The sequence below is a fragment of the Stenotrophomonas sp. LST15-1-1.1 genome, from assembly GCF_040815575.1.
In the GTDB taxonomy this organism is placed as follows: Bacteria; Pseudomonadota; Gammaproteobacteria; order Xanthomonadales; family Xanthomonadaceae; genus Stenotrophomonas; species Stenotrophomonas lactitubi_B.
This window is the reverse complement of the sequence record NZ_JBFPNJ010000023.1, coordinates 213,449-233,468: the sequence shown is the minus strand read 5'-3', so window position 1 is coordinate 233,468 and position 20,020 is coordinate 213,449. Positions and strand designations below refer to the sequence as shown.

At 67.2% G+C, this 20,020-nt stretch carries 17 protein-coding genes; 9 read left to right on the top strand and 8 right to left on the bottom strand.

Annotation, left to right across the window (positions count from 1 at the left end):
• Nucleotides 1–3: 3 nt before the first annotated feature.
• From MRBLST15_RS11395 to MRBLST15_RS11385, 3 genes are read right to left on the bottom strand one after another with little or no spacing between them, the layout of a single operon-like run.
• On the bottom strand, nucleotides 4–1,059 hold the full coding sequence (locus tag MRBLST15_RS11395; protein WP_367785950.1) for an ABC transporter substrate-binding protein: 1,056 nt from the start codon (nucleotides 1,057–1,059) through the stop codon (nucleotides 4–6).
• Nucleotides 1,056–2,447 (bottom strand): sensor histidine kinase, encoded by a 1,392-nt coding sequence (locus MRBLST15_RS11390; protein WP_312705353.1) that lies wholly within the window; start codon nucleotides 2,445–2,447, stop codon nucleotides 1,056–1,058. The genes MRBLST15_RS11395 and MRBLST15_RS11390 overlap by 4 nt, the downstream gene beginning before the upstream one ends.
• Nucleotides 2,440–3,129 (bottom strand): response regulator transcription factor, encoded by a 690-nt coding sequence (locus MRBLST15_RS11385; protein WP_251477017.1) that lies wholly within the window; start codon nucleotides 3,127–3,129, stop codon nucleotides 2,440–2,442. The genes MRBLST15_RS11390 and MRBLST15_RS11385 overlap by 8 nt, the downstream gene beginning before the upstream one ends.
• A gap of 326 nt (nucleotides 3,130–3,455) precedes the next feature.
• Here MRBLST15_RS11385 and MRBLST15_RS11380 point away from each other — a divergent pair, with 326 nt between their 5' ends.
• From MRBLST15_RS11380 to MRBLST15_RS11365, 4 genes are all read left to right on the top strand, one after another.
• Entirely contained in the window at nucleotides 3,456–4,592 is a 1,137-nt protein-coding gene (locus MRBLST15_RS11380) for an OprO/OprP family phosphate-selective porin (RefSeq protein ID WP_367786039.1), read from the top strand.
• A gap of 54 nt (nucleotides 4,593–4,646) precedes the next feature.
• On the top strand, nucleotides 4,647–5,975 hold the full coding sequence (locus MRBLST15_RS11375; RefSeq protein WP_251477180.1) for a CitMHS family transporter: 1,329 nt from the start codon (nucleotides 4,647–4,649) through the stop codon (nucleotides 5,973–5,975).
• 25 nt (nucleotides 5,976–6,000) lie between these two features.
• The gene (gene phbB, locus MRBLST15_RS11370; protein WP_025874115.1) at nucleotides 6,001–6,741 is read left to right on the top strand and encodes an acetoacetyl-CoA reductase; all 741 of its coding nucleotides are present in this window, start codon (nucleotides 6,001–6,003) and stop codon (nucleotides 6,739–6,741) included.
• 176 nt (nucleotides 6,742–6,917) lie between these two features.
• Nucleotides 6,918–9,206: a TonB-dependent receptor gene (locus tag MRBLST15_RS11365; protein WP_367785949.1), complete on the top strand. Its 2,289-nt coding sequence runs from the start codon at nucleotides 6,918–6,920 to the stop codon at nucleotides 9,204–9,206.
• A gap of 519 nt (nucleotides 9,207–9,725) precedes the next feature.
• Here MRBLST15_RS11365 and MRBLST15_RS11360 read toward each other — a convergent pair.
• Nucleotides 9,726–10,979 carry a flavohemoglobin expression-modulating QEGLA motif protein gene (locus tag MRBLST15_RS11360; protein WP_265952713.1) on the bottom strand — a complete coding sequence of 418 codons (1,254 nt, stop codon included), beginning with the start codon at nucleotides 10,977–10,979 and terminating at the stop codon, nucleotides 9,726–9,728.
• Between the two features lie 185 nt (nucleotides 10,980–11,164).
• A complete protein-coding gene (gene rsgA / locus MRBLST15_RS11355; protein ID WP_414716129.1) occupies nucleotides 11,165–12,274 on the bottom strand; it encodes a ribosome small subunit-dependent GTPase A in 1,110 nt (369 codons plus the stop codon).
• A 113-nt stretch (nucleotides 12,275–12,387) separates the two neighbouring features.
• Here rsgA and MRBLST15_RS11350 point away from each other — a divergent pair, with 113 nt between their 5' ends.
• Genes MRBLST15_RS11350 through MRBLST15_RS11340 form a run of 3 tightly spaced genes read left to right on the top strand, consistent with a single transcriptional unit; the run spans nucleotide 12,388 to nucleotide 15,019 of the window.
• The gene (locus tag MRBLST15_RS11350) at nucleotides 12,388–13,662 is read left to right on the top strand and encodes a pyridoxal phosphate-dependent aminotransferase (RefSeq protein WP_312705350.1); all 1,275 of its coding nucleotides are present in this window, start codon (nucleotides 12,388–12,390) and stop codon (nucleotides 13,660–13,662) included.
• A gap of 3 nt (nucleotides 13,663–13,665) precedes the next feature.
• Nucleotides 13,666–14,283 (top strand): SGNH/GDSL hydrolase family protein, encoded by a 618-nt coding sequence (locus MRBLST15_RS11345; protein ID WP_367785947.1) that lies wholly within the window; start codon nucleotides 13,666–13,668, stop codon nucleotides 14,281–14,283.
• Nucleotides 14,284–14,287: 4 nt separating this feature from the next.
• A complete protein-coding gene (locus MRBLST15_RS11340; RefSeq protein ID WP_367785946.1) occupies nucleotides 14,288–15,019 on the top strand; it encodes a class I SAM-dependent methyltransferase in 732 nt (243 codons plus the stop codon).
• A 255-nt stretch (nucleotides 15,020–15,274) separates the two neighbouring features.
• Here MRBLST15_RS11340 and MRBLST15_RS11335 read toward each other — a convergent pair whose 3' ends face one another.
• Nucleotides 15,275–16,054, bottom strand: a complete 780-nt coding sequence (locus MRBLST15_RS11335; protein ID WP_367785945.1) for a polysaccharide deacetylase family protein — start codon at nucleotides 16,052–16,054, stop codon at nucleotides 15,275–15,277.
• Nucleotides 16,055–16,114: 60 nt separating this feature from the next.
• Between MRBLST15_RS11335 and grxD the strand changes: the two genes are divergently transcribed.
• Nucleotides 16,115–17,041 (top strand): Grx4 family monothiol glutaredoxin, encoded by a 927-nt coding sequence (gene grxD, locus MRBLST15_RS11330; RefSeq protein WP_025874107.1) that lies wholly within the window; start codon nucleotides 16,115–16,117, stop codon nucleotides 17,039–17,041.
• A gap of 55 nt (nucleotides 17,042–17,096) precedes the next feature.
• Here the strand turns inward: grxD and MRBLST15_RS11325 are convergent, their stop codons facing one another.
• Together MRBLST15_RS11325 and MRBLST15_RS11320 are read right to left on the bottom strand one after the other, a co-directional pair.
• The gene (locus MRBLST15_RS11325; protein WP_265953336.1) at nucleotides 17,097–17,636 is read right to left on the bottom strand and encodes a DUF924 family protein; all 540 of its coding nucleotides are present in this window, start codon (nucleotides 17,634–17,636) and stop codon (nucleotides 17,097–17,099) included.
• 43 nt (nucleotides 17,637–17,679) lie between these two features.
• The gene (locus MRBLST15_RS11320) at nucleotides 17,680–18,456 is read right to left on the bottom strand and encodes an AMP nucleosidase (RefSeq protein ID WP_025874105.1); all 777 of its coding nucleotides are present in this window, start codon (nucleotides 18,454–18,456) and stop codon (nucleotides 17,680–17,682) included.
• Between the two features lie 153 nt (nucleotides 18,457–18,609).
• Here MRBLST15_RS11320 and MRBLST15_RS11315 point away from each other — a divergent pair, with 153 nt between their 5' ends.
• Nucleotides 18,610–20,019, top strand: a complete 1,410-nt coding sequence (locus tag MRBLST15_RS11315; RefSeq protein WP_367785944.1) for an amidohydrolase — start codon at nucleotides 18,610–18,612, stop codon at nucleotides 20,017–20,019.
• Nucleotide 20,020 lies beyond the last annotated feature (1 nt).

Sequence of the window (20,020 nt, the reverse complement as noted above, 5' to 3'; positions counted from 1 at the left end):
GCATCAGCGCCCTGCCGGCTCCACGCTGCTGCGCCAGGCATCGAGGAACTGGCGGCGCTTGAGCGCATCCAGGTAGACCAGCAGGCCGGGGCCGAGCTGGATCGGGCGGCGGCTGCGGCCGGGCGCATCGTCGCCGCCTGCATCGCCGCGCACGATCGGCATCAGCCGCGCCTCGCGCGCGAGCACCTGCTGGCCGCGTGGTGACAGCAGATAGTCGAGGAAGCGTCGCGCTTCCTGCGGGTGCGCTCCGGTGCGCGGAATCACCGCGGTACGCAGCACCACCAGCGTGTAGTCCTCCGGCTCGACGATGGCCAGCGGTGCGCCCGCGTCGATACGCGCCTGCGCATACGAGCCCAGCACGTTGTAGACCAGCGACAACTGCCCGCTGGCCACCTGGTCCAGCAGCACGCCGGTGCGTTCCTCGCGCACCACCGCGTTGTCCCCCAGCGCGCCGAGCAGGGCGCCGGCGATGCTGCCGCGCTGGGCATCCTGGGTCGCCAGCAGGTAACCCACGCTGCTGCGTTCGATATCGTAGGTGCCGACCTTGCCGCGCAACGGCGCGCCTTCCGCGCGCAGCAGGTCCAGCAGTTGTCGACGCGTGTGCGGCGCCTTCGCGGCCGGCAGCCTGCGGGTGTTGTAGACCATCACCACCGGTTCGTAGCTGATGCCGAACGCCTCGCCACGCCACTGCGCCCACGCCGGCAGCGCCTGGGTCTGCACCGAACGGTGTGGCAGCGCGTGGCCGTCGTTGACCAGCTTGGTCTGCAGGTCCATGCCGCTGGAGATCAGCAGATCCGGCGACGCAGGTCCGGCGCGGTCATGCAGGTAACGCGCGTACAGGTCCTGGGTGATGATGTCTTCGTATACCACCTCGCTGCCCGGATGCAGCCGCTGGTAGTCGGCGATGACTTCGGCGAAGACCTCGATATCGGTGGTGCCGTGGATGCGCAGTTGCGCAGTGGCGGTGCCCTGTGCGGGGAAGCGGCGTACATCGCCCGGTGCAGCGAGGGCCGGCACGGCCAGCAGCAGGACAACAATGGCGGCGAACAGGCGGATCATGTGCTGCTCCGGGGCAGGCGGATGGTGGCGACCAGGCCGCCCTGCGGTCGATTGCTGAGATCGATCTGGCCACCATGGCTGTCGACAACCCGCTTGACGATGGCCAGGCCGAGGCCGGCACCGCCGGAAGGCGCGCCCTCGCCCCGTGCGAAACGCTCGAACACGCGTTCGGCATCCACCGCGGCGATGCCCGTACCGTGGTCGGCGATGGTCAGCACGGCCTGTTCGCCCTCGGCGGTCAGCGCGATCTGCAAGGGACCGTCGCCGCCGTACTTCAGCGCGTTGTCGACCAGGTTCTTGATCGCCTCGCGCAGCAGTAGTGCGTCACCGTGCACCTGCACCGGCTCGGCCGTCATCGCCAGCTGCACGCGCGGGGTGGGGCCTGCCTGCGGCAGCGCTTCGTGCAGCGCCTGGTGCACGGTCTCGGCCAGGTCCACGGTGGCGAAGCGCTGCAGATGTGATCGATGGATCACGCTGGCGTCGCTCAGCAGCTGGTTGAGCAGGCGGCTCATGTGGGTCGCGTTGCGCTCGATCGCCAGCAGGCTGCGCCGCATGTCCTGTGGATCGTCGTCGTCCAGCGCCAGCTGTGCCTGCGCGCGCAGCGCGGCCAGCGGCGTGCGCATCTGGTGCGCGGCCTCGGCCATGAACGCGCGCAGGGTTTCATTGCTGCTGGACAGACGTTCCATGAAGCGGTTCAGCGCTGCCACCATCTGGTCCATCTCGCGTGGCACGCGCGCATCCAGCGGTTTCAGGTCGGACGGCTCGCGGCGGGACAGTTCGCGCTCGACCCGCACCAGCGGCCGGAACGCGCGGTGCACGCCGAAGGCCACCAGTGCCAGCAGCAACCCCGACAGCACGCCGATGGCCAGCAACGCGCGGGTGACCAGTTCCTGCGCCACCGCTTCGCGCGCACGCCGGGTCTGCCCCACCTGCACCTGCACCTCGCCCTGCGCGGAGGCAGCGGCGAAGCTGCGGCCGACCACGACGAAACGCACGGTCTCGCCGCTGTAGGGCGCATCGAACAACTGCGGTTGCGTGCCCGGCCGACGCGGAGACGCGGGGAGGTCGCCGTAGCCGGTGATCAGGGTGCCGCGGCTGTCGGCAACCCGGTAGAACACGCGGTCCTCCGGCGCCATCGCCAGCAGGTCCAGCGCAGCATAGGGAAGATCCACCTGCCACTGGCCGTCCACCAAGGCCACCGAATCGGCGATGGACAGGGCCGAGGACACCAGCAGATGGTCGTAGGAACGGTTGGCCGCACGTTGGCCGTAGTCGCGTGCAGCAAACAACAACGCCACCGCGAATACCGCCAGCAACGCGCCGAGGTACAGCAGCAGCGTGCGCCGCAACGAGCCCGGTGCGGCGTTCGCAGCGCGCGCATCAGCCATCGGTGTCGCTGCTGCCATCGCTGGCTTCAAGCAGATAGCCGACGCCACGCACGGTGGTGATGCGCAGCGGCGCGCCTGCCAGCTTCCTGCGCAGGCGACCGATATACAGCTCGATGGCGTTCGGCCCTGCTTCGTCATCAAAGCCGAACAGGCCATTGCCGATCTCGTCCTTGCCCACCACCTGGCCGAGGCGCCCGACCAGGATTTCCAACAGGCGGTATTCGCGGTTGGGCAGTTCGATCGGCTCGCCATCGAGGCTGACACGGTGCGCGGCATTATCGAACTGGAAGCCGCCGATCTGCACCACTTCGCTGGCCTGTCCTCGCGCACGCCGCAGCAGTACGCGGCAGCGTGCCTCGAACTCGCGGAAATCGAACGGCTTGCCCAGGTAGTCGTCGGCGCCCACATCCAGCGCCTGCACACGGTCTTCGATGCCATCGCGCGCGGTCAGCATCAGCACCGGGGTGCTGTCGCCGCGCTCGCGCATGCCGGCCAGCACGCGCAGGCCATCGAGCTTGGGCAGGCCGATGTCCAGCACCACCAGGTCGAAACTCTGGTAGCGCAGCACGCTGGCGGCGGCCAGGCCGTCGGCCTGCCAGTCCACGGCATGCCCGCTGCGACGCATGCGTCGGATGATCGCATCGGCCAGGTCCGGGTTGTCTTCGACCAGCAGCAGGCGCATGGGCGGGGGCGTGAGGAGGGAAACGAATGCTACCGCATGGCGCCGCTGCGCTCGCCGGGCATGGCCCGGCGCTACCGATGCTGACCTGTTCCGCCAGGCGTGGCTCGGCGCCACCGGGTGCAACCTCGCGGGGTAGCGCCGGGCCATGCCCGGCGAGCGCAGCGGCGTCTTTTACGCTGCACCGCACAAACCGCTGACAGGACGATGACAGCTTGCGCGACACAGACTGCGGCCGCGCACCGTCCGGTGCCCACGATTGCCGCGCGCCTGGCGTGCACCTGGGAGGGTTTGTGGAATTGAGCATTGCCTGGCGGCGTCCTGCCGCCATGATGGCCCTGGCTGCGCTGGCCGCGCCGGCCTTCGCAGAAGACGAGCGTCCGGTGACCGCCACGGTCGGTGGCCGCCTGCACCTGGACTTCGCCACGTTCGACAACGACGACCGGGGTACGCCGAACAAGGACGACACCGAGATCCGCCGCGCTTGGGTTGACGTTTCCGGCAAGTTCTTCGTGGTCGACTACAAGCTGGAAGCCGACTTCTCCGGCGACCGCGTCGAGGCCAAAGACGTCTACCTGAGCCGCAGCTTCGGCGATGCCGGCCGGCTCACCGTGGGTCAGTTCAAGCAGTACTTCTCGCTGGATGACCGCACCGGCTCCAACTACGGCAGCTTCCTGGAGCGCGGCAACGCCGGCACCACGCTGGCACCGCTGTACCGTCTGGGCGCCTCCTGGCAGGCCAATCCGGGCGATTTCACCTGGGCGGCCAGCGTGTACAGCCTGGAGAGCATCGATGCCTGGCAGGTAAAGGGCCGCGCCGCCGGTGGTCGTGTCACCTGGGCACCGGCCCCCAGCGATGGCGACGTGCTGCATCTCGGTCTGTCACTGGCCCGCGAGGCCTATGACAATCCCGGCACCAACGGCGTGCCTGGCCTGCGTATCCGCCCGCGCCCGGCCGGCCACCTGTCCGACGAGAGCCGCCTGACCCTGGTCGATTTCTCTTCCGGTCGCGATACCGACGTCAACAAGTGGTCGCTGGAATATGCGCAGGTGCGTGGTCCGCTGTCTTGGCAGGGCGAGTTCAGCGGCGCCACCTTCGATGATGGTGCCCAGCGCGGTGATGTGATGGCCGCCTACGGCATGCTCAGCTGGTTCGTCACCGGTGAGAGCCGCGCCTACGACCGCAAGACCGGCCGCTTCGCGCGGGTCAAGAACATCCGTCACAAGGCTGGTGCCTTCGAAGTGGCCCTGCGCTACGACCAGATGTGGGGTGCACAACACCTGGATGGCCAACCCGACCTGCGCCGCGGCAGCACCGAGGGCTGGACGCTGGGCGGCAACTGGTACCTGCGCGACAACCTGCGCTTCATGCTCAACGTGATCGAAAGCCGCAACCGCGATCGCCTGGCCGGCACCACGGTGGATCGCACGCGCGCGGTCACCGGGCGCCTGCAGTTCGACTTCTAAACGTCAGCCCCTTCCACTTCCCCACATCCTGATTCTTCAAGGAGTCCGCAGATGATGCTGAGCATCCTCGGCTTTGGCATGGTCATTACGTTCATGTACTTGATCATGAGCAAACGACTGTCGCCACTCGTTGCCCTGATCACCATTCCCATCATCTTCGCCCTGATCGGTGGCTTCGCTGCCGGCATCGATGAAATGATGCTGGAAGGCATCAAGAAAATCGCGCCGACCGGCGTGATGCTGATGTTCGCCATCCTCTACTTCGGCGTGATGATCGATGCGGGCCTGTTCGATCCGTTGGTGCGGATCATCCTGCGCTTCGTCAAGGGCGACCCGATGAAGATCGTGTTCGGCACCGCCGTGCTGGCGATGCTGATCTCGCTCGATGGCGATGGTTCGACCACCTACATGATCACCGTCTCGGCGATGCTGCCGCTGTACCAGCGGCTGGGCATGAACGCGCTGAACATGACCTGCGTGACCATCCTCGCCGGCGGTGTGATGAACCTGACGCCTTGGGGCGGCCCGACCGCGCGTGCGGCCACCGCACTGCACGTGGACCCGGCCGATGTGTTCGTGCCGCTGATTCCGTCGATGGTGATCGCCTGCGCTGGCGTGCTGCTGCTGGCCTGGTACCTGGGCCTGAAGGAGCGCCGTCGCCTTGGCGTGGTGACCCTGCCCAAGGGCGGCAGCTGGATGGACAACAGCGTGTCCGACGACAACAACGCGCTGCCGTCGGTGGAAGACGCCGAAGACACCAAGCGCCCCAGGCTGCTGTGGGTCAACCTCGCACTGACCGTGGCGCTGATGAGCGCCCTCATCATCGGTGTGCTGCCGATGCCGGTGCTGTTCATGATCGGCTTCGCCATCGCGCTGGTGATCAACTACCCGAACCTGGCCGAGCAGCGCCGCCGCGTGGTCAGCCATGCCGGCAGCGTGCTGTCGGTGGTGGCGCTGATCTTCGCCGCGGGCATCTTCACCGGCATCCTCAACAACACCGGCATGGTCGAGGCGATGTCGCACAGCTTCCTGGCGATCATCCCCGACAGCTGGGGCCCCTACCTGGCGGTGATCACCGCTGTAGCGTCGATGCCGTTCACCTTCTTCATGTCCAACGACGCGTTCTACTTCGGCGTGCTGCCGATCCTCTCCGAGGCGGCCGGCAACTACGGCATCACACCGGTGGAAATGGCCCGCGCCTCGCTGGCCGGGCAGCCGGTGCACCTGCTCAGCCCGCTGGTGCCCTCCACCTATCTGCTGGTGGGGCTGGCCAAGGTCGAATTCGCCGACCACCAGAAATTCACCCTGAAGTGGGCGATCGCCATTTCGTTGTTGCTGATGATCGGCGGCCTGTTGTTCGGGCTCTATCCCTTCACGACCTGATTCCCTTACCAAGGAGCGTTCTGCAATGACTCTTCGCATCGCCTACGTCACCAGCGGGATGGGCAGTGTCGGCACTGCCATCTGCCAGAGCCTGGCCCGTTCCGGCCATACCGTGGTCGCCGGCTGCGCGCCCAACTCGCCGCGCAAGGCCAACTGGCTGCGTGAGCAGCGCGAGCAGGGTTTTGATTTCATCGCCTCCGAAGGCAACGCGACCGATTGGGCGTCGACCACGGCGGCCTTCGCCAAGGTGCGTGCCGAAGTCGGCGAGGTGGACGTGCTGGTCAACAACTCCGGCGGCAGCCGCGACCTGCTGTTCCGGCAGATGACGGTGGAGGACTGGAATGCGGTGATCGCCTCCAACCTCAATTCCCTGTTCAACCTGACCAAGCAGGTGGTCGATGGCATGGCCACGCGTGGCTGGGGCCGCATCATCAACATCGGTTCGGTCAGCGCCCACAAGGGCCAGATCGGCCAGGTGAACTACGCCACGGCAAAAGCCGCGATGCACGGTTTCAGCCGGGCGCTGGCCGCTGAAGTCGCCTCGCGCGGGGTCACCGTCAACACACTGTCGCCGGGCTACATCGCCAGCCAGGCGATCAGCAGCTTCCCGCCGGACGTGCTGGACCGGCTGGCCGCGTCGGTGCCGGTACGACGCCTGGGTCGCCCGGAAGAAGTGGCCGGCCTGTGTGCCTGGCTGGCTTCGGATGAAGCCTCCTACGTGACCGGCGCCGACTATCCGGTCAACGGTGGCCTGTACATGGGCTAGCGCTTTCCCACGCAGGGCGTGGATCTACGTCCCTCCCCGGTAGATTCACGCCCTGCGCGGCTTCTCCCCGCGACGCCGTTCGTTGGTTTTTCGTAAACAAGGTTTCATGTTCCGTTCGCATAGTGGCCACGCACCGCGCCCCTGGCCGGTGACCACCCCCCATGCAATGGACCATCATGCAGACCCGATACCTGACGATCGCCGTGGCGATCGCGCTTTCCGCCGCCAGCGCCCACGCCGCTGAAGCCACCGACGCCACAGCCGATACCGCGCTGAGCGCGCAGACGCTGGATACCGTCTCGGTCATCGGCCAGGGCGAGACCCGCCAGGTGCAGCGCATCACCACCGTCGACAAGCAGGTGTTGCCGCCGGGTACCAGTGGCCAGAAGATCCTCGACCGCCTGCCCGGCGTGTCGGTGCAGTCCAACGATGCATTCGGTGCGAATGAAGAATCGCAGACCATCAGCCTGCGCGGGTTCGACAAGAGCCGCCTGGGCTACACGCTGGACGGCATTCCGCTGGGCGACAACAGCTACGGCAACTACAACGGCCTGAGCATCGCCCGTGCATTGATCGCCGAGAACCTGGCCGGCGCCGAACTGTCGCAGGGTATCGGTTCGCTGGGCGTGGCCTCGACCAGCAACCTGGGCGGCACCATCCAGTACTTCTCGATGGATCCGTCCACCGAGTTCGGCGGCCGCGCCAGCATCACCGCGGGTGATGACAACCAGCGCCGCGGCTACCTGCGCGTGGACACCGGCGACATCAACGGCTTCTCGGCCTATGTGTCCGGCGTGCACCAGGACCAGGACATGTGGGCCGCGCCGTATCAGAACCAGACCACCCGCCAGTTCAACGCCAAGGCGGTGTGGAACGTGGGCGACAACCGCTTCGGCGCCTTCGTCGCCACCTCGCGCGCCAGCCAGGCCAACTATGCCTATCTGTCCAAGGACATGCTGGCGCGCGGCCTGGGGTATGACTGGAACATCTATGCACCGGACTGGGATCGCGCCGTTGCGGCTGCGTACTGTGCACCGGGCACCTACAACAAGGCACGCTGTGCATTCAGCGGCGGCGTCAACAGCATCGACGATGCGTACTACCAGAGCCGTGCGCTGCGCGACGACAACCTGTACTCGATCGACGCCGACATCCGCCTGGGTGAGCAGGGCCGCCTGAAGCTGCTGGGCTACCACCACGAGAACCGTGGCCAAGGCCACTGGTGGGCGCCGGGCCAGCCGTCCTACCCGGGGACCGACAAGATGCTGCCGATCTCGATCCGCAGCACCAACTACACCATCAACCGCGACGGCATTACCGCAGCGCTGTCGTGGACGCTGGGCATCCACGAACTGGAAGCTGGCGTGTGGTACGAGCAGAACGACCATAACGTCTCGCGCAACTTCTACTACATCAGCGGCCCGTTCCTGGACGACCTGTACCTGCAGAACCCGGACCGCCGCCTGTTCAACCAGGACTTCGACATCCGTACCCGCCAGTTCTACGTGCAGGACCGGATGCGTTTCCTTGACCAGCGCCTGACCGTGGATGTGGGCATCAAGAGCCCCAACACGCGCATGACCGCCAAGGCCCAGCCGGGCGTGGAAACCAGCATTGCCTCGGGCACGCTGACCGCCAAGGAATCGGTGCTGCCGCAGCTGGGCGTGGGCTTCAAGCTCAACGCCAACAACGAGGTGTTCGCCTCATATGCCGAGAACATCGCTGCCTTCGTCGGCGGGGGCAGCGGTGGCCCGCTGCAGGTGTCGCCGGAATCGTTCGCGGCCAGCGCCGGCCTGGAGCCGGAGAAGTCCAAGAGCCTGGAAGCGGGTTTCCGTACCTTCGGCGAGAAATACCAGGCCTCGATCGCCGCCTACAACGTGAAGTTCGACAACCGCCTGCTGTCGCTGAACCCGTGCTCGAGCATCGAAGTCGGCACGCGTCCGGAGTGCGTGACGCGCTTCATCAACGTCGGTTCGGTGAAGAGCCACGGTGCCGAGCTGACCTTCATCCTCAAGCCGGTTGATGGCCTGCAGTGGTACAACGCGCTGTCCTGGAACAAGACCACCTACGAGGATGACTACACCTCGGGCGGTGCGATCGTGCCGGTGGCCGGCAAGATCACCGTGGATACGCCGCAGCGCATGGCATCCAGCGAAATCAGCTGGAGCCGCGACGGCTTCTTCGCCAGCCTGCGCGCCAAGTACACCGGCAAACGCTACTACACCTACACCAACGACCAGTCGGTGCCGGGCGTGACCACCTTCGATGCGGGCGCCGGCTACGACTTCGGCCCGGGCATGGGCCTGCGCAACGTGCGGGTGTCGTTGAACGCGACCAACCTGACCAACAAGCGCTATGCGGGCCAGCTGAGTTCGTTCGCACCGACCGATCCGAAGGGCACGCGGTATGCGATCCATGCGAGTGCGCCGCGGCAGGTGTTCATGACGGTGGCGGCGGAGTTCTAAATCAAAGGCGGGCGCTGCGGCGCGTTGATTGTTCCTGCATGGCGTGGGTAGGCAGGCCCATGCAGGACACGCCGTAAACCCATCCATGGGGGCTCGATGGCGCCATCCATGGCGCCAACGGTCCTGCATGGGCCTGCCTACCCGCGCTGGACAGTTCCCCGCGCCGGCGCGGAGGCAATGGAAAGCAAGAGCAAAAAGCAAAGAGCCGGGCGTTGCCCGGCTCTTTGCTTTTCAAGCTTTTCAAACGCAATCCCTCTGGTGGGCCTGCTACCGCGCTCGCAAGAAACTGTCTGGAGGAGGCGGGGCACCCTGGCCAGGACCGTTGGCGCCATGGGCCAGTCGCATGCGACTGGCGGGTTGGGCAGGACGCCCAACCCCGGTCTTGCCGTGTGCGCAGGACAGCGCACGCGAGCAAGGCGCCATCGAGCACCATGGAGGGGCTTTTGCGTGTCCTGGCCAGGGTGCCCCGCCTCCTCCCAGCCGATGGCAGGCAGGCGCCGGAGGATCCGCCAACGCATTTCATTCCGGCGCCAGCTGGTCCATCCGGATGCGGTTGGCGAACAGCGAGAACGCCAGCATGCCGGCCAGGCCGTTCGCACGGCTCATCCAGTGCGGCAGCCAACGCGGTGGCTTCAGCACGCCAGATTCGAACAGCGGCGCGAACGCGATCGCATCGGTCAGGCTCATCTTGCCGGCAAACAACCAGCGGCAGACCTGCAGGCGATCCTCGGCCAGCATGTGGCGGAAGAAGGTGTGCACCGACACCAGCCCGCGCAGGTACACCGTGTCCTTGGTGAAGGCCAGGCCACCACTCGGCGGCACACCGCGGAATACCCGCTGCGCCGAGGCGAAGCTCTCTTCCGGGTTCTGCCCGGCATCGCAGAAGTAGCGGAACACCTCGATGAAATCCGCACCCTCGCGCGCCATCGCAATTGCCTCGGTACGCAGGCTGATGCGCTTCAGCCGCTCGATGTCGATGCTGCCGGTGATCTGTTCGGCGAATGTCGCCAACCCTTCCTGTGTGGCCGTCACCCGTGGCGAGGACAGCGCCAGGCTCGGCAGCACCGGCTGCGCGCGACCGTTCAACGCCGTCAGCGAATGCACCAGCGCTTCGTGGTGGAACAGCTGCGCACGGTCGTAGGCGCTGAAACGGGCACTGGTGCGCAGGCGGATGCGGGTCGGTCCAGCCGCCGCCTTGGAGACCAGCTCCGGATCCAGCTGTACCTGGATGATGCGTGATTCAAAGAACGCATCGAGGTCATTCTGCAGCTGCAGCTGCAACGCGATCGCCGAAACCGGCACCTGTTCTTCCGGTGCCAGCAGTTCGTGATCCAGTTCGGCAGCAATCTGGATGAAGTGGCGCGCTGCATCGCGCGTGCTCGGTCCGTTGCCGGGTAACGGTTGCTCGGGTGACCCGAACAACTGCACCGAACAGGCATCCACGGCCGCGGTACCGAGGCCTTCCAGCAGCTGTGCAGCCAGATCCCAGCTCTGCGCAGACTGCCGCACGTAATGGCCCAGCGGATGGCTTTCATCACACTCGGCCGCAAGCGCCGCCAGCGCGCGACGCTCGTCGCTGAAATCGAGCTTCGGGTAGTCGACCACCGGCAGCGTCGGCTGGCCGCGGGCCACGCTGTCCAGGAAGGGGGCCTGCAGGGTTGCCGGCCAGCTGGTCAGGCCCAGCAGGCGGATGCCTCCTACGGCCTCGACCAGGCGCGCGTCGAGCGCTGCATGGTAGGCCACGTCACGGTCCAGCGTCGCGGTCGGTTCCATGGGCGGACTATAGCGCCCTGCCCTTGCTTTGGTAGATGCCAACCTTGGTTGGCATCTGCCGGCGGCGGGCTTCGGATGCGTTCGTGCCAACCAAGGTTGGCACCTACCAGAAGCAGGCAGCAGCGGGATCATTGCCGGGGTCAGAGCCCATTGCGGTGCAATGGGATCCGACCCTGCGACCCGGGTCAGCGCCTACGCGGCTTGCCCGCGGGGCGGAACTGCTGGCCCTTGCCCTTCCTGCCGCCACGCTCCTGCGCGGTCTCGGCCTGGCGCACGGCCAGCTTCGCAGCCGCAGCGGCCACTTCTTCCTTCAACTTGAAGTAGTTCTGCAGCCGGCTCTCTTCAATCTCGCCAGCATCGATCGCCGCACGCACGGCACAGCCGGGTTCCTGCTGGTGCATGCAGTCGCGGAAGCGGCACTGCGCGGCCAGCGCTTCGATGTCGGCAAAGCCGCCTTCGGCCAGCGTTTCTTCGCCGGTGGGCTTCAGTTCGCGCATGCCCGGCGTATCGATCAGGCAGGCACCCATCGGCAGCGGCATCAGCGCGCGGTGGGTGGTGGTGTGGCGGCCGCGCGAATCGTTGGCGCGCACCGTGTTGGTCTTCATCCGCTGCTCGCCCAGCAGCGTGTTGGTCAGCGTCGACTTGCCCGCACCGGAAGAACCCACCAGCACCACCGTACGGCCGGGGCCCAGCCAGGGTTCCAGCACGGCAACACTGTCCGCATCCAGGCCGTTGATCGCGTGCAGCGCGATGCCCTGCAGTTCCAGTTCTTCCAGCACCGCCAGCGCATCGTCGCTGTACTCGGTCTGGTCGGCCTTGGTCAGCACCACCACCGGTTCGGCACCGCCACCGCCCACCAGCAGCAGGTAGCGTTCAATACGGCGCGGATTGAAGTCCGCATCCAGCCCACAGACGATGAAGACGGTATCGATGTTGGCCGCAATCACCTGCTGGTGGTAATGCTCACCGGCAGCGCCACGCTTGATCGCGGTACGTCGCGGCAACAGGGCAACGATGCGGATGCCATCCAGCAGCACCCAGTCGCCGACCGCCGGCCGTTCGTGGCTGGGAAAGCGCGGGCGCTGCCATTCCGGCAACGATTCGGCCTTGATCGACGCCTCCGGGCCATCCGCCACCACATAATGGGTGCGGTGCTGTTCGATCACCCGTGCCGGGCGGGCCTGCGGGTGTGCGGCCATCACGGCCTGCCAGTCGGCCTGTTGCGCAGGGCCTGGCCAGGGCCAGCCAATGGTCTGCAGGGCGTTGAAATCGGGAGTCTGGGTCATCGCCCCCATTCTACCTGTGCCGGTGGCCCGCAAGCCCAATGGCAGCAAGCCCTGCGGCCTTGCCATGCAATGCAGCAATTCCGCTACCATGGAACCCCCATGCCTTTTGCGGCCCACCGCCCATGTCCACTCCCTCGCCCAAACCCCTGGTCATCCGCGAGCGCCTTTCCGAAGTGCGCTACGAAATCCGCGGAGAACTGGCGCGGCGAGCCCGGGAGCTGGAAGCGCAGGGTCACAAGCTGATCAAGCTCAACATCGGCAATCCCGGCGCGTTCGGCTTCCGTGCACCGGAACACCTGCAGCGCGCGATTGCCGACGACATGGGCCGCACCGATCCGTACACCCACCAGCAGGGCCTGCCGGTCGCCCGCGAAGCCATCGCCGCCGCCTACGCCCGCCGTGGCGCGCCGGACGCCCACCCGGACCGTGTGTTCGTCGGCAACGGCGTCAGCGAGCTGATCGACCTGTCGCTGCGTGCGCTGCTCAACCCGGGCGACGAAGTGCTGGTGCCCTCGCCGGACTACCCGCTGTGGTCGGCCTCGACCATCCTCAATGATGGCCGCCCGGTGTACTACCGCTGCGCCGCCGAGAATGGCTTCCAGCCGGACCCGAGCGAGATCGAGACGCTGGTGTCCTCGCGCACCCGCGCCATCGTGCTGATCAACCCGAACAACCCCAGCGGCGCCAGCTACCCGCGCGAGCTGCTGGAGCGCGTGGTCGAGATCGCGCGCCGGCACAACCTGCTGCTGCTGGTCGATGAGATCTACGACCAGATCCTGTACGACGACGCGGTGTTCCAGCCGGTCGCACCGCTGGCCGGTGACCATCCCTGCCTGACCTTCGGCGGCCTGAGCAAGGTGCACCGCGCTTGCGGCTGGCGCGTGGGCTGGGCCCACCTCAGCGGCGACGACGCACGCCTGGGCGATTTCCGCGCCGCGCTGGACCTGCTGGGCGCACTGCGCCTGTGCGCCAACGTGCCGGGCCAGTACGCCATCGACGCCGCGGTGAACGGGCCGGACACCATTTCCGAGCTGTGTGCACCGGGCGGCCGTCTGTATGAAACCCGCCGTGCGGTGATCGAAGCCTGCGAGGCCAGCGAGCATCTGTCGCTGGTCGCCCCCGCCGGTGCGCTGTACGCGTTCCCGGCCGTGGTCGGTGCCGCCGCCAAGGGCTTCGACGACCACAATTTCGCGCTCGACCTGATGAACAACGACGGCGTGCTGGTGGTGCCGGGCTCGAGCTTCAACGTGCCATACCGCCACCACTTCCGCGTGACGCTGCTGCCGGAGGCGTCGGTGATGCGCGACGTGTTCGCCCGTATCGACCGCGCCCTCGCCCGCCGTGCCGAAGACGCCACCAAGGTGGTGCCGCTGAAGCCCCGCCGGTCGGTGGCTTGAGCAATGGGCTTGTCGTATCTGGCCTTGGGCGATTCCTACACCATCGGTGAAGCGGTCGCGGTCGAAGGCCGCTGGCCGCATCAGCTCGCCGCCGCCCTGCGCGCGCAGGGCATCGATCTGGCCGATCCCCATACGATCGCCACCACGGGCTGGACCACCGACGAGCTCGACGCCGGCATCGACGAGGTGGCTCCGCAAGGACCGTTCGACTTCGTCAGCCTGCTGATCGGCGTCAACAACCAGTACCGCGGGCGCCCGCTGGGCGAGTACCAGGTGCAGTTCCAGGCCCTGCTGCAGCGCGCGATTGGCTTTGCCGGCGGCCGCGCGGACCACGTGCTGGTGCTGTCCTTCCCGGACTGGGGCACCACGCCGTACGGTGCAGGCAGCGGTCGCGACCTGGCCCGCGTCGAGCTGGAGACCGACGAGTTCAACGCGGCCGCCGAGGTGATCAGCAGCCAGCAGGGCGTGGCCTTCGTCGACATCACCGATATCAGCCGCGACAACGGCGCTGACCCGGCGATGATCGCCGAGGATGGCCTGCACCCGTCCGCACGGATGTATGCGCTGTGGAGTGCGCGTGCGCAGCCGGTGGCCGCGCACCTGCTGGGCAGGACGGACTGATCCGATGGACGGCACGCCACGGAACGGCACGCCTCTGCCCTGCTCGCCGCTCGATGCCGGACAGGCGCGCCTGATCGCCGAGTCCTTCCGGCCGATGCAGGCCTGGGGCAGCCGCCGCGATTACTACTACACCCGCGGCAAGCTGGGCAGCGACCCGCTGTATGACGGCGTACTGCAGCACCTTCCCGACGACGGCCAGCCGTTGCTCGACCTCGGCTGCGGGCTGGGCCTGTTCGCGCACGTGCTGCGCCAGCGTGGCCGCCAGCAGGCCTACCTCGGGATTGACGTGGACAGCGACAAGATCGCGCGTGCGCAACGCGCTGGCGGCGGCCTGGCCGATGCACGTTTCGACTGCCTGGATGTGCAGGCACCCTTGCCGGCACACAGCGGGCATGTGCTGCTGCTGGATGTGCTGCAGTACCTGGACGAAATGCCGCAACTGGAACTGCTGCGCGCGGTGAGCGCGCGGGTCGCGCCCGGTGGCCGCTTGCTGCTGCGTACGCCGCTGGCGACCGGCGACCGTCGCGACCGCACCACGCGGGTAACTGATCGCCTGGCGTGGCTGGTCGGCTGGATGGGCACGCGGCCGCGTCACTACCCCGATCCACAGGTGCTGCAAGCGACGCTGGCCGAAGCCGGATTGCGGGTGACGGCACCACGGCCGCTGCATGGGCGCACGCCGTTCAACAGCTGGCTGCTGGTGGCCGAGCGTCCGGGAACGGCGGCCAACGGCTGAGCCCCTCGTGGTGGGCGGCGGTCTACGAGGGCTGCCCGGGCGGGATGGACTGCGCGGGGACGCCGTGAACCCCTCCTTGGGGGCTTAGCCGCGCCATCCTTGGCGCGGATACCCCGCACAGCCCATCCCACCCGGGCGCGGACGGTTTACGGGGGCGTCCACCACGGAAGACAAGAGAGAAAAGCGAAGCGCAAACGCGGGTCGCTTCGCTCTTGCCGCGCTGCGCGCTCGCCGGGCGTGGTCCGGCGCTACCGGTCAGCCGAGCGGCAGTTCGGCCTTCAGGCCGCGCTCGTCCAGCGCCTGCAGCACGCGTTCGATGATGGCCAGGTTGTGGCCGTGGGCGGCCCCTTCATGCAACAGCACGATCGCGCCCGGGCGCAGGTCGGGCAGCAGACGGGCCAGCACGCCATCCGGCGTACAGCCGACGCCGTCGTAGCCGCGGGCGCTCCAGCCCACGCGCACCAGGCCCAGCTTGCGCAGCACCGGTGCCACGAACGGGTTGGTCATGCCCACCACCGACCGGTACCAGCGCACCGGTCGCCCGCTCACCGTCTGCAGCGCCTGCTGGCAACCTTCGATCTCCGCCGCCATCGTGCCCGGGCCCAGCCGCCAGAAGCGCGCCTGCGGGTGGCTGTGGCTGTGGTTGCCGAGGTCGTGTCCGCGACGCAGGATCTCCTCCACCAAGGCCGGATGCGCCAATGCGCGCTCGCCGACCAGGAAAAAGGTCGCCCGTGCCTGGTACCGGTCCAGCAGATCCAGCACCGCCGGGGTCTGCTCACCGGGGCCGTCGTCGATGGTCAGCCAGACGCGGTTGCCGGCATCGGGCAGCCGGCTCAGCACCGGTGCATAGAAGCGGCTGTTGGGCAGGAACACCGGCACCAGGAACAAGGCGTGGCTTGCCACCATCACGGCCAGGCCCCAGTGCCAGCCCGCCAGCACCCAGACCAGGATCACAGCCAGCTGCGACAGCACCAGCCAGGGCACCCAGCGCCAGGGCCGGGTTGGGATGCGATGCAATGTTCCTGCGTTGGTCATTCCCCATGATGCCATGGGGGGTAGAATTGATGATTCGAATTTTTCGGACCCATGACTGCCATGTCCCTCGATCCCGCCCTGCGTTCGCGCATCGAAACCATCCTCAACGACAACCGCGTCGTGCTGTTCATGAAGGGCCAGCCGTCGATGCCGCAGTGCGGTTTCTCGGCCAAGGCCGTGGGTGCCCTGCAGGACCTGGGCGTGGAATTCGCCCACGTCAACGTGCTGGCCGACGCGGAGATCCGCGAAGGCATCAAGGCCTATGGCGACTGGCCGACCATCCCGCAGCTGTACATCGACGGCGAACTGGTCGGCGGCAGCGACATCGTGCTGCAGATGGCCGCCAGCGGTGAGCTGAGCAGCGTGCTGGGCCTGGCTGCACCGGACCGCACCCCGCCGCGCATCACCGTCACCCCGGCCGCGGTGGAAATGCTGAAGGGCGCGCTGGCCGATTCGCCGGGTGCCTCTCTGCAGCTGGGCATCGATGCCCGCTTCCAGCCGAACTTCCAGCTGGCCCCGTACGACGAAGGCGCGATTGCCGCCGAGTCCAACGGCCTGCGCGTGCAGTTCGACCTGGCCAGCGCCCGCCGCGCCGATGGCATCACCATCGACTGGGTTGACGACATCCGTGGCAAGGGCCTGGCGATCGACAACCCGAACGCGCCCAAGCCGGTGCAGGAAATCAGCGTGCGCGATGCCGACGACCTGGTGCGTGCCGGCAACGTGATGCTGGTGGACGTGCGCCCGGCCGAAGAACGTGCCATCGCCGCGGTCGGCGTGCCGTTCAAGAGCTTCGATGGCAACGGCCGCGCCGAGCTGGAAGCCCTGCCGAAGGACACCGCCCTGGCCTTCCTGTGCCACCACGGTGGCCGCAGCGCGCAGGCAGCGGAGCAGTTCCGTGCGCTGGGCTTCAGCAAGGTGTTCAACGTCACCGGCGGCATCGATGCCTGGTCGGACGAAGTGGACAACGGCGTGCCGAAGTACTGATCGGCTGCGCTTGAAACCCACAAAAACGCCGGCGAAAACCGGCGTTTTTTGTTTCTTACCCGGCGAACCCGCCTTCGGCCAGATAATCCAGTTCTTCCGGCGACGGAATACGGCCGAGCACCGCATTGCGGTGCGGGAACCGGCCGAAACGGCGGATGATGTCGCGGTGCAGTTCGGCGTACTGCAGGTATTCCTTGTCGCCCAGCACGTCGAACATCGCGACCGAGCGGTCCTGGTCCAGCGGATCTTCGGAATGCTCGAACGGCAGGTAGATGAAGGCGCGCAGCTTGGGGACCAGCTGCAGGTCCAGCCCCTCTTCGATCGCACGCATGGCGTAGTGCCGGGCCAGGCCATCAGTGGCATAGGAATGGGCCGTGCCGCGGAAGCAGTTGCGCGGGAACTGGTCCAGCAGCAGCATCAGCGCCAGCGCACCCTCGGCGCTGCCCAGCCAGTGCTCGCGCGCGCGCGATGCGGCCGCATGGTGTTCGTCCGCGAACAGCGCACGGAAACGCCCGTCGAACGCATCATCGCGGGCAAACCACTTTTCAGGGCCCGCGTCTTTCCAGAATTCCACCACTTGCGCGGCAACGTCCATCACCTACTCCCCAGGGCCGGCGCACCGCGCCAGGCCATCATCATCATTCGTCGAAGCGCAGGTGGCGGACCGACTTGCCGTTGCGCCGGATAAGCTTAAGCGCCTCGATGCCGATCTGGATATGGTTTTCCACGAACTGCGAGCTGACCTTGGCGTCGGACGCCTCGGTTTTCACCCCGTCCGGGATCATCGGCTGGTCTGAAACCAGCAGCAGAGCGCCACTGGGAATGTGGTTGGCGAAGCCGGCGGCGAAGATCGTAGCGGTTTCCATGTCGATGGCCATGCAGCGCATCGCCCGCAGCCGCTCCTTGAAGGCCTCGTCGTGCTCCCAGACCCGGCGGTTGGTGGTGTAGACGGTGCCGGTCCAGTAGTCGTGGCCAAGGTCACGGATCATGGTCGAGACCGCACGCTGCAGGGCGAAGGCCGGCAATGCCGGCACTTCCGGGGGCAGGTAGTCGCCCGAGGTGCCCTCGCCGCGGATGGCCGCGATCGGCAGCACCAGGTCGCCCAGCTCGTTCTTGCGCTTCAGCCCCCCGCACTTGCCCAGGAACAGCACGGCCTTGGGCATCACGGCAGACAGCAGATCCATGATGATCGCGGCGTTGGGGCTGCCCATGCCGAAGTTGATCATGGTGATGCCATCGATGGTGGCGCTGGCCATGGGCCGGTCCAGGCCGATCACCGGCGCCCCGGTCAACGCGGAGAACGTATGCAGGTAGCCCCCGAAGTTGGTCAGCAGGATGTGCTGGCCGAACTGGTCCAGGGGCACGCCGGTGTAGCGTGGCAGCCAGTTGTCGACGATGTCCTGCTTGCTCTTCATGGGCGGTCCGGTGCGGCGTGGGGAGCACCATTTTCCGGGAGGCGGACGTTGCCGTCGAGATGACAGATGACGCCCCGTGAACAAGGACACTTGGCAAGCAGGCCGGTCCCCGGCTAGCGTCGGTGGGTTGAACACGCTGCCAAGGGGATATGCATGACATCGACGTTGTTGCGCGCCGGGTTGGGACTGGCGCTGGTATCGCTGAGCACGGCGCCGGCCGTGGGCGCTTCGCGCTTCGTGGCCGATCCCTACCCGAGCACCTACCAGGCGCATCCCGATGGGCCGTTGCTGATCCAGAACGCCACCGTGCTGACCGGCACCGGCCAGCGCCTGGACAACGCCGATGTGCTGCTGCGCGATGGCCGCATCGTCGCCGTCGGCGATGCGCTGCAGGTCGACGCCAGCGTCACCCGCATCAATGCCGACGGCAAATGGGTGACCCCGGGCCTGATCGACGTGCATTCGCACCTGGGCGTCTATCCCAGCCCCGGCGTAAGCGCGCACAGCGACGGCAACGAGATGACCGCGCCGGTCACCGCCAACGTCTGGGCCGAGCATTCGGTATGGCCGCAGGACCCCGGTTTCCACGCGGCACTGGCCGGCGGGGTGACCAGCATGCAGGTGCTGCCCGGCTCGGCCAACCTCGTTGGTGGCCGCGGCGTAACGCTGAAGAACGTGCCTGCCACCACCTACCAGGCGATGAAATTCCCCGGCGCGCCGTGGGGCCTGAAGATGGCCTGCGGCGAGAACCCCAAGCGCGTCTATGGTGGCGGCAAGGGCGTTGCACCTGCCACGCGGATGGGCAACGTGGCCGGTTACCGCGCAGCCTTCATCGACGCGGCCGACTACATCGCCAAGAACAAACCGAAGCCGGCCAAGCGCAAGGGCTGGTTCGGCAGCGACAAGGGCGACAGCGCCGGTGACGCCGGCGGCAAGCGCGACCTCAAGCTGGACACGTTGGCGGGTGCAATCCAGGGCGATATCCGCGTGCATATCCACTGCTATCGCGCCGATGAAATGGCCACCATGCTCGACCTGTCCAAGGAATTCGGCTTCAAGGTGGCCGCCTTCCACCACGGCGTGGAGGCGTACAAACTGGCCGACCGGCTGGCGGCCGAAGGCGTGTGCGGGGCACTGTGGGCCGACTGGTGGGGCTTCAAGATGGAGGCCTTCGACGGCATCGCCGAGAACATCGCGCTGGTCGACCGGCCGAAGAACAGCTGCGCCATCGTCCACTCCGACTCGCCCGAAGGCATCCAGCGCCTGAACCAGGAAGCGGCCAAGGTGATGGCCGCCGCGCGCCGCGCGCACATGCCGGAGATCGCGCCGGAACGCGCCATCACCTGGATGACCGCCAACGCCGCCAAGGCGCTGGGCATCGAAGCACAGACCGGCACGCTGGAGGCCGGAAAGATGGCCGACGTGGTGATCTGGAACGGCAACCCCTTCAGTTCGTACGCACTGGCCGAACAGGTGTTCGTCGATGGTCGCCGCGTGTACGACCGCAGTACGCCGGCGGCAACGCCGCGGTCGGATTTCCAGCTTGGACAGGAGCTGCGCTGAT

What these genes read in the sequence shown, in the direction of transcription:
- grxD (WP_025874107.1), top strand. Translation starts at nt 16,115, where the DNA reads ATGTCCCTCGATCCCGCCCTGCGTTCGCGCATCGAAACCATCCTCAAC.
- MRBLST15_RS11350 (WP_312705350.1), top strand. Translation starts at nt 12,388, where the DNA reads ATGTCCACTCCCTCGCCCAAACCCCTGGTCATCCGCGAGCGCCTTTCC.
- MRBLST15_RS11395 (WP_367785950.1), bottom strand. Translation starts at nt 1,059, where the DNA reads ATGATCCGCCTGTTCGCCGCCATTGTTGTCCTGCTGCTGGCCGTGCCG.
- MRBLST15_RS11345 (WP_367785947.1), top strand. Translation starts at nt 13,666, where the DNA reads ATGGGCTTGTCGTATCTGGCCTTGGGCGATTCCTACACCATCGGTGAA.
- MRBLST15_RS11320 (WP_025874105.1), bottom strand. Translation starts at nt 18,456, where the DNA reads ATGAAGAGCAAGCAGGACATCGTCGACAACTGGCTGCCACGCTACACC.
- MRBLST15_RS11335 (WP_367785945.1), bottom strand. Translation starts at nt 16,054, where the DNA reads ATGACCAACGCAGGAACATTGCATCGCATCCCAACCCGGCCCTGGCGC.
- MRBLST15_RS11340 (WP_367785946.1), top strand. Translation starts at nt 14,288, where the DNA reads ATGGACGGCACGCCACGGAACGGCACGCCTCTGCCCTGCTCGCCGCTC.
- MRBLST15_RS11315 (WP_367785944.1), top strand. Translation starts at nt 18,610, where the DNA reads ATGACATCGACGTTGTTGCGCGCCGGGTTGGGACTGGCGCTGGTATCG.
- MRBLST15_RS11385 (WP_251477017.1), bottom strand. Translation starts at nt 3,129, where the DNA reads ATGCGCCTGCTGCTGGTCGAAGACAACCCGGACCTGGCCGATGCGATC.
- rsgA (WP_414716129.1), bottom strand. Translation starts at nt 12,274, where the DNA reads ATGGGGGCGATGACCCAGACTCCCGATTTCAACGCCCTGCAGACCATT.
- MRBLST15_RS11325 (WP_265953336.1), bottom strand. Translation starts at nt 17,636, where the DNA reads ATGGACGTTGCCGCGCAAGTGGTGGAATTCTGGAAAGACGCGGGCCCT.
- MRBLST15_RS11365 (WP_367785949.1), top strand. Translation starts at nt 6,918, where the DNA reads ATGCAGACCCGATACCTGACGATCGCCGTGGCGATCGCGCTTTCCGCC.
- MRBLST15_RS11390 (WP_312705353.1), bottom strand. Translation starts at nt 2,447, where the DNA reads ATGGCTGATGCGCGCGCTGCGAACGCCGCACCGGGCTCGTTGCGGCGC.
- MRBLST15_RS11360 (WP_265952713.1), bottom strand. Translation starts at nt 10,979, where the DNA reads ATGGAACCGACCGCGACGCTGGACCGTGACGTGGCCTACCATGCAGCG.
- phbB (WP_025874115.1), top strand. Translation starts at nt 6,001, where the DNA reads ATGACTCTTCGCATCGCCTACGTCACCAGCGGGATGGGCAGTGTCGGC.
- MRBLST15_RS11380 (WP_367786039.1), top strand. Translation starts at nt 3,456, where the DNA reads ATGATGGCCCTGGCTGCGCTGGCCGCGCCGGCCTTCGCAGAAGACGAG.
- MRBLST15_RS11375 (WP_251477180.1), top strand. Translation starts at nt 4,647, where the DNA reads ATGCTGAGCATCCTCGGCTTTGGCATGGTCATTACGTTCATGTACTTG.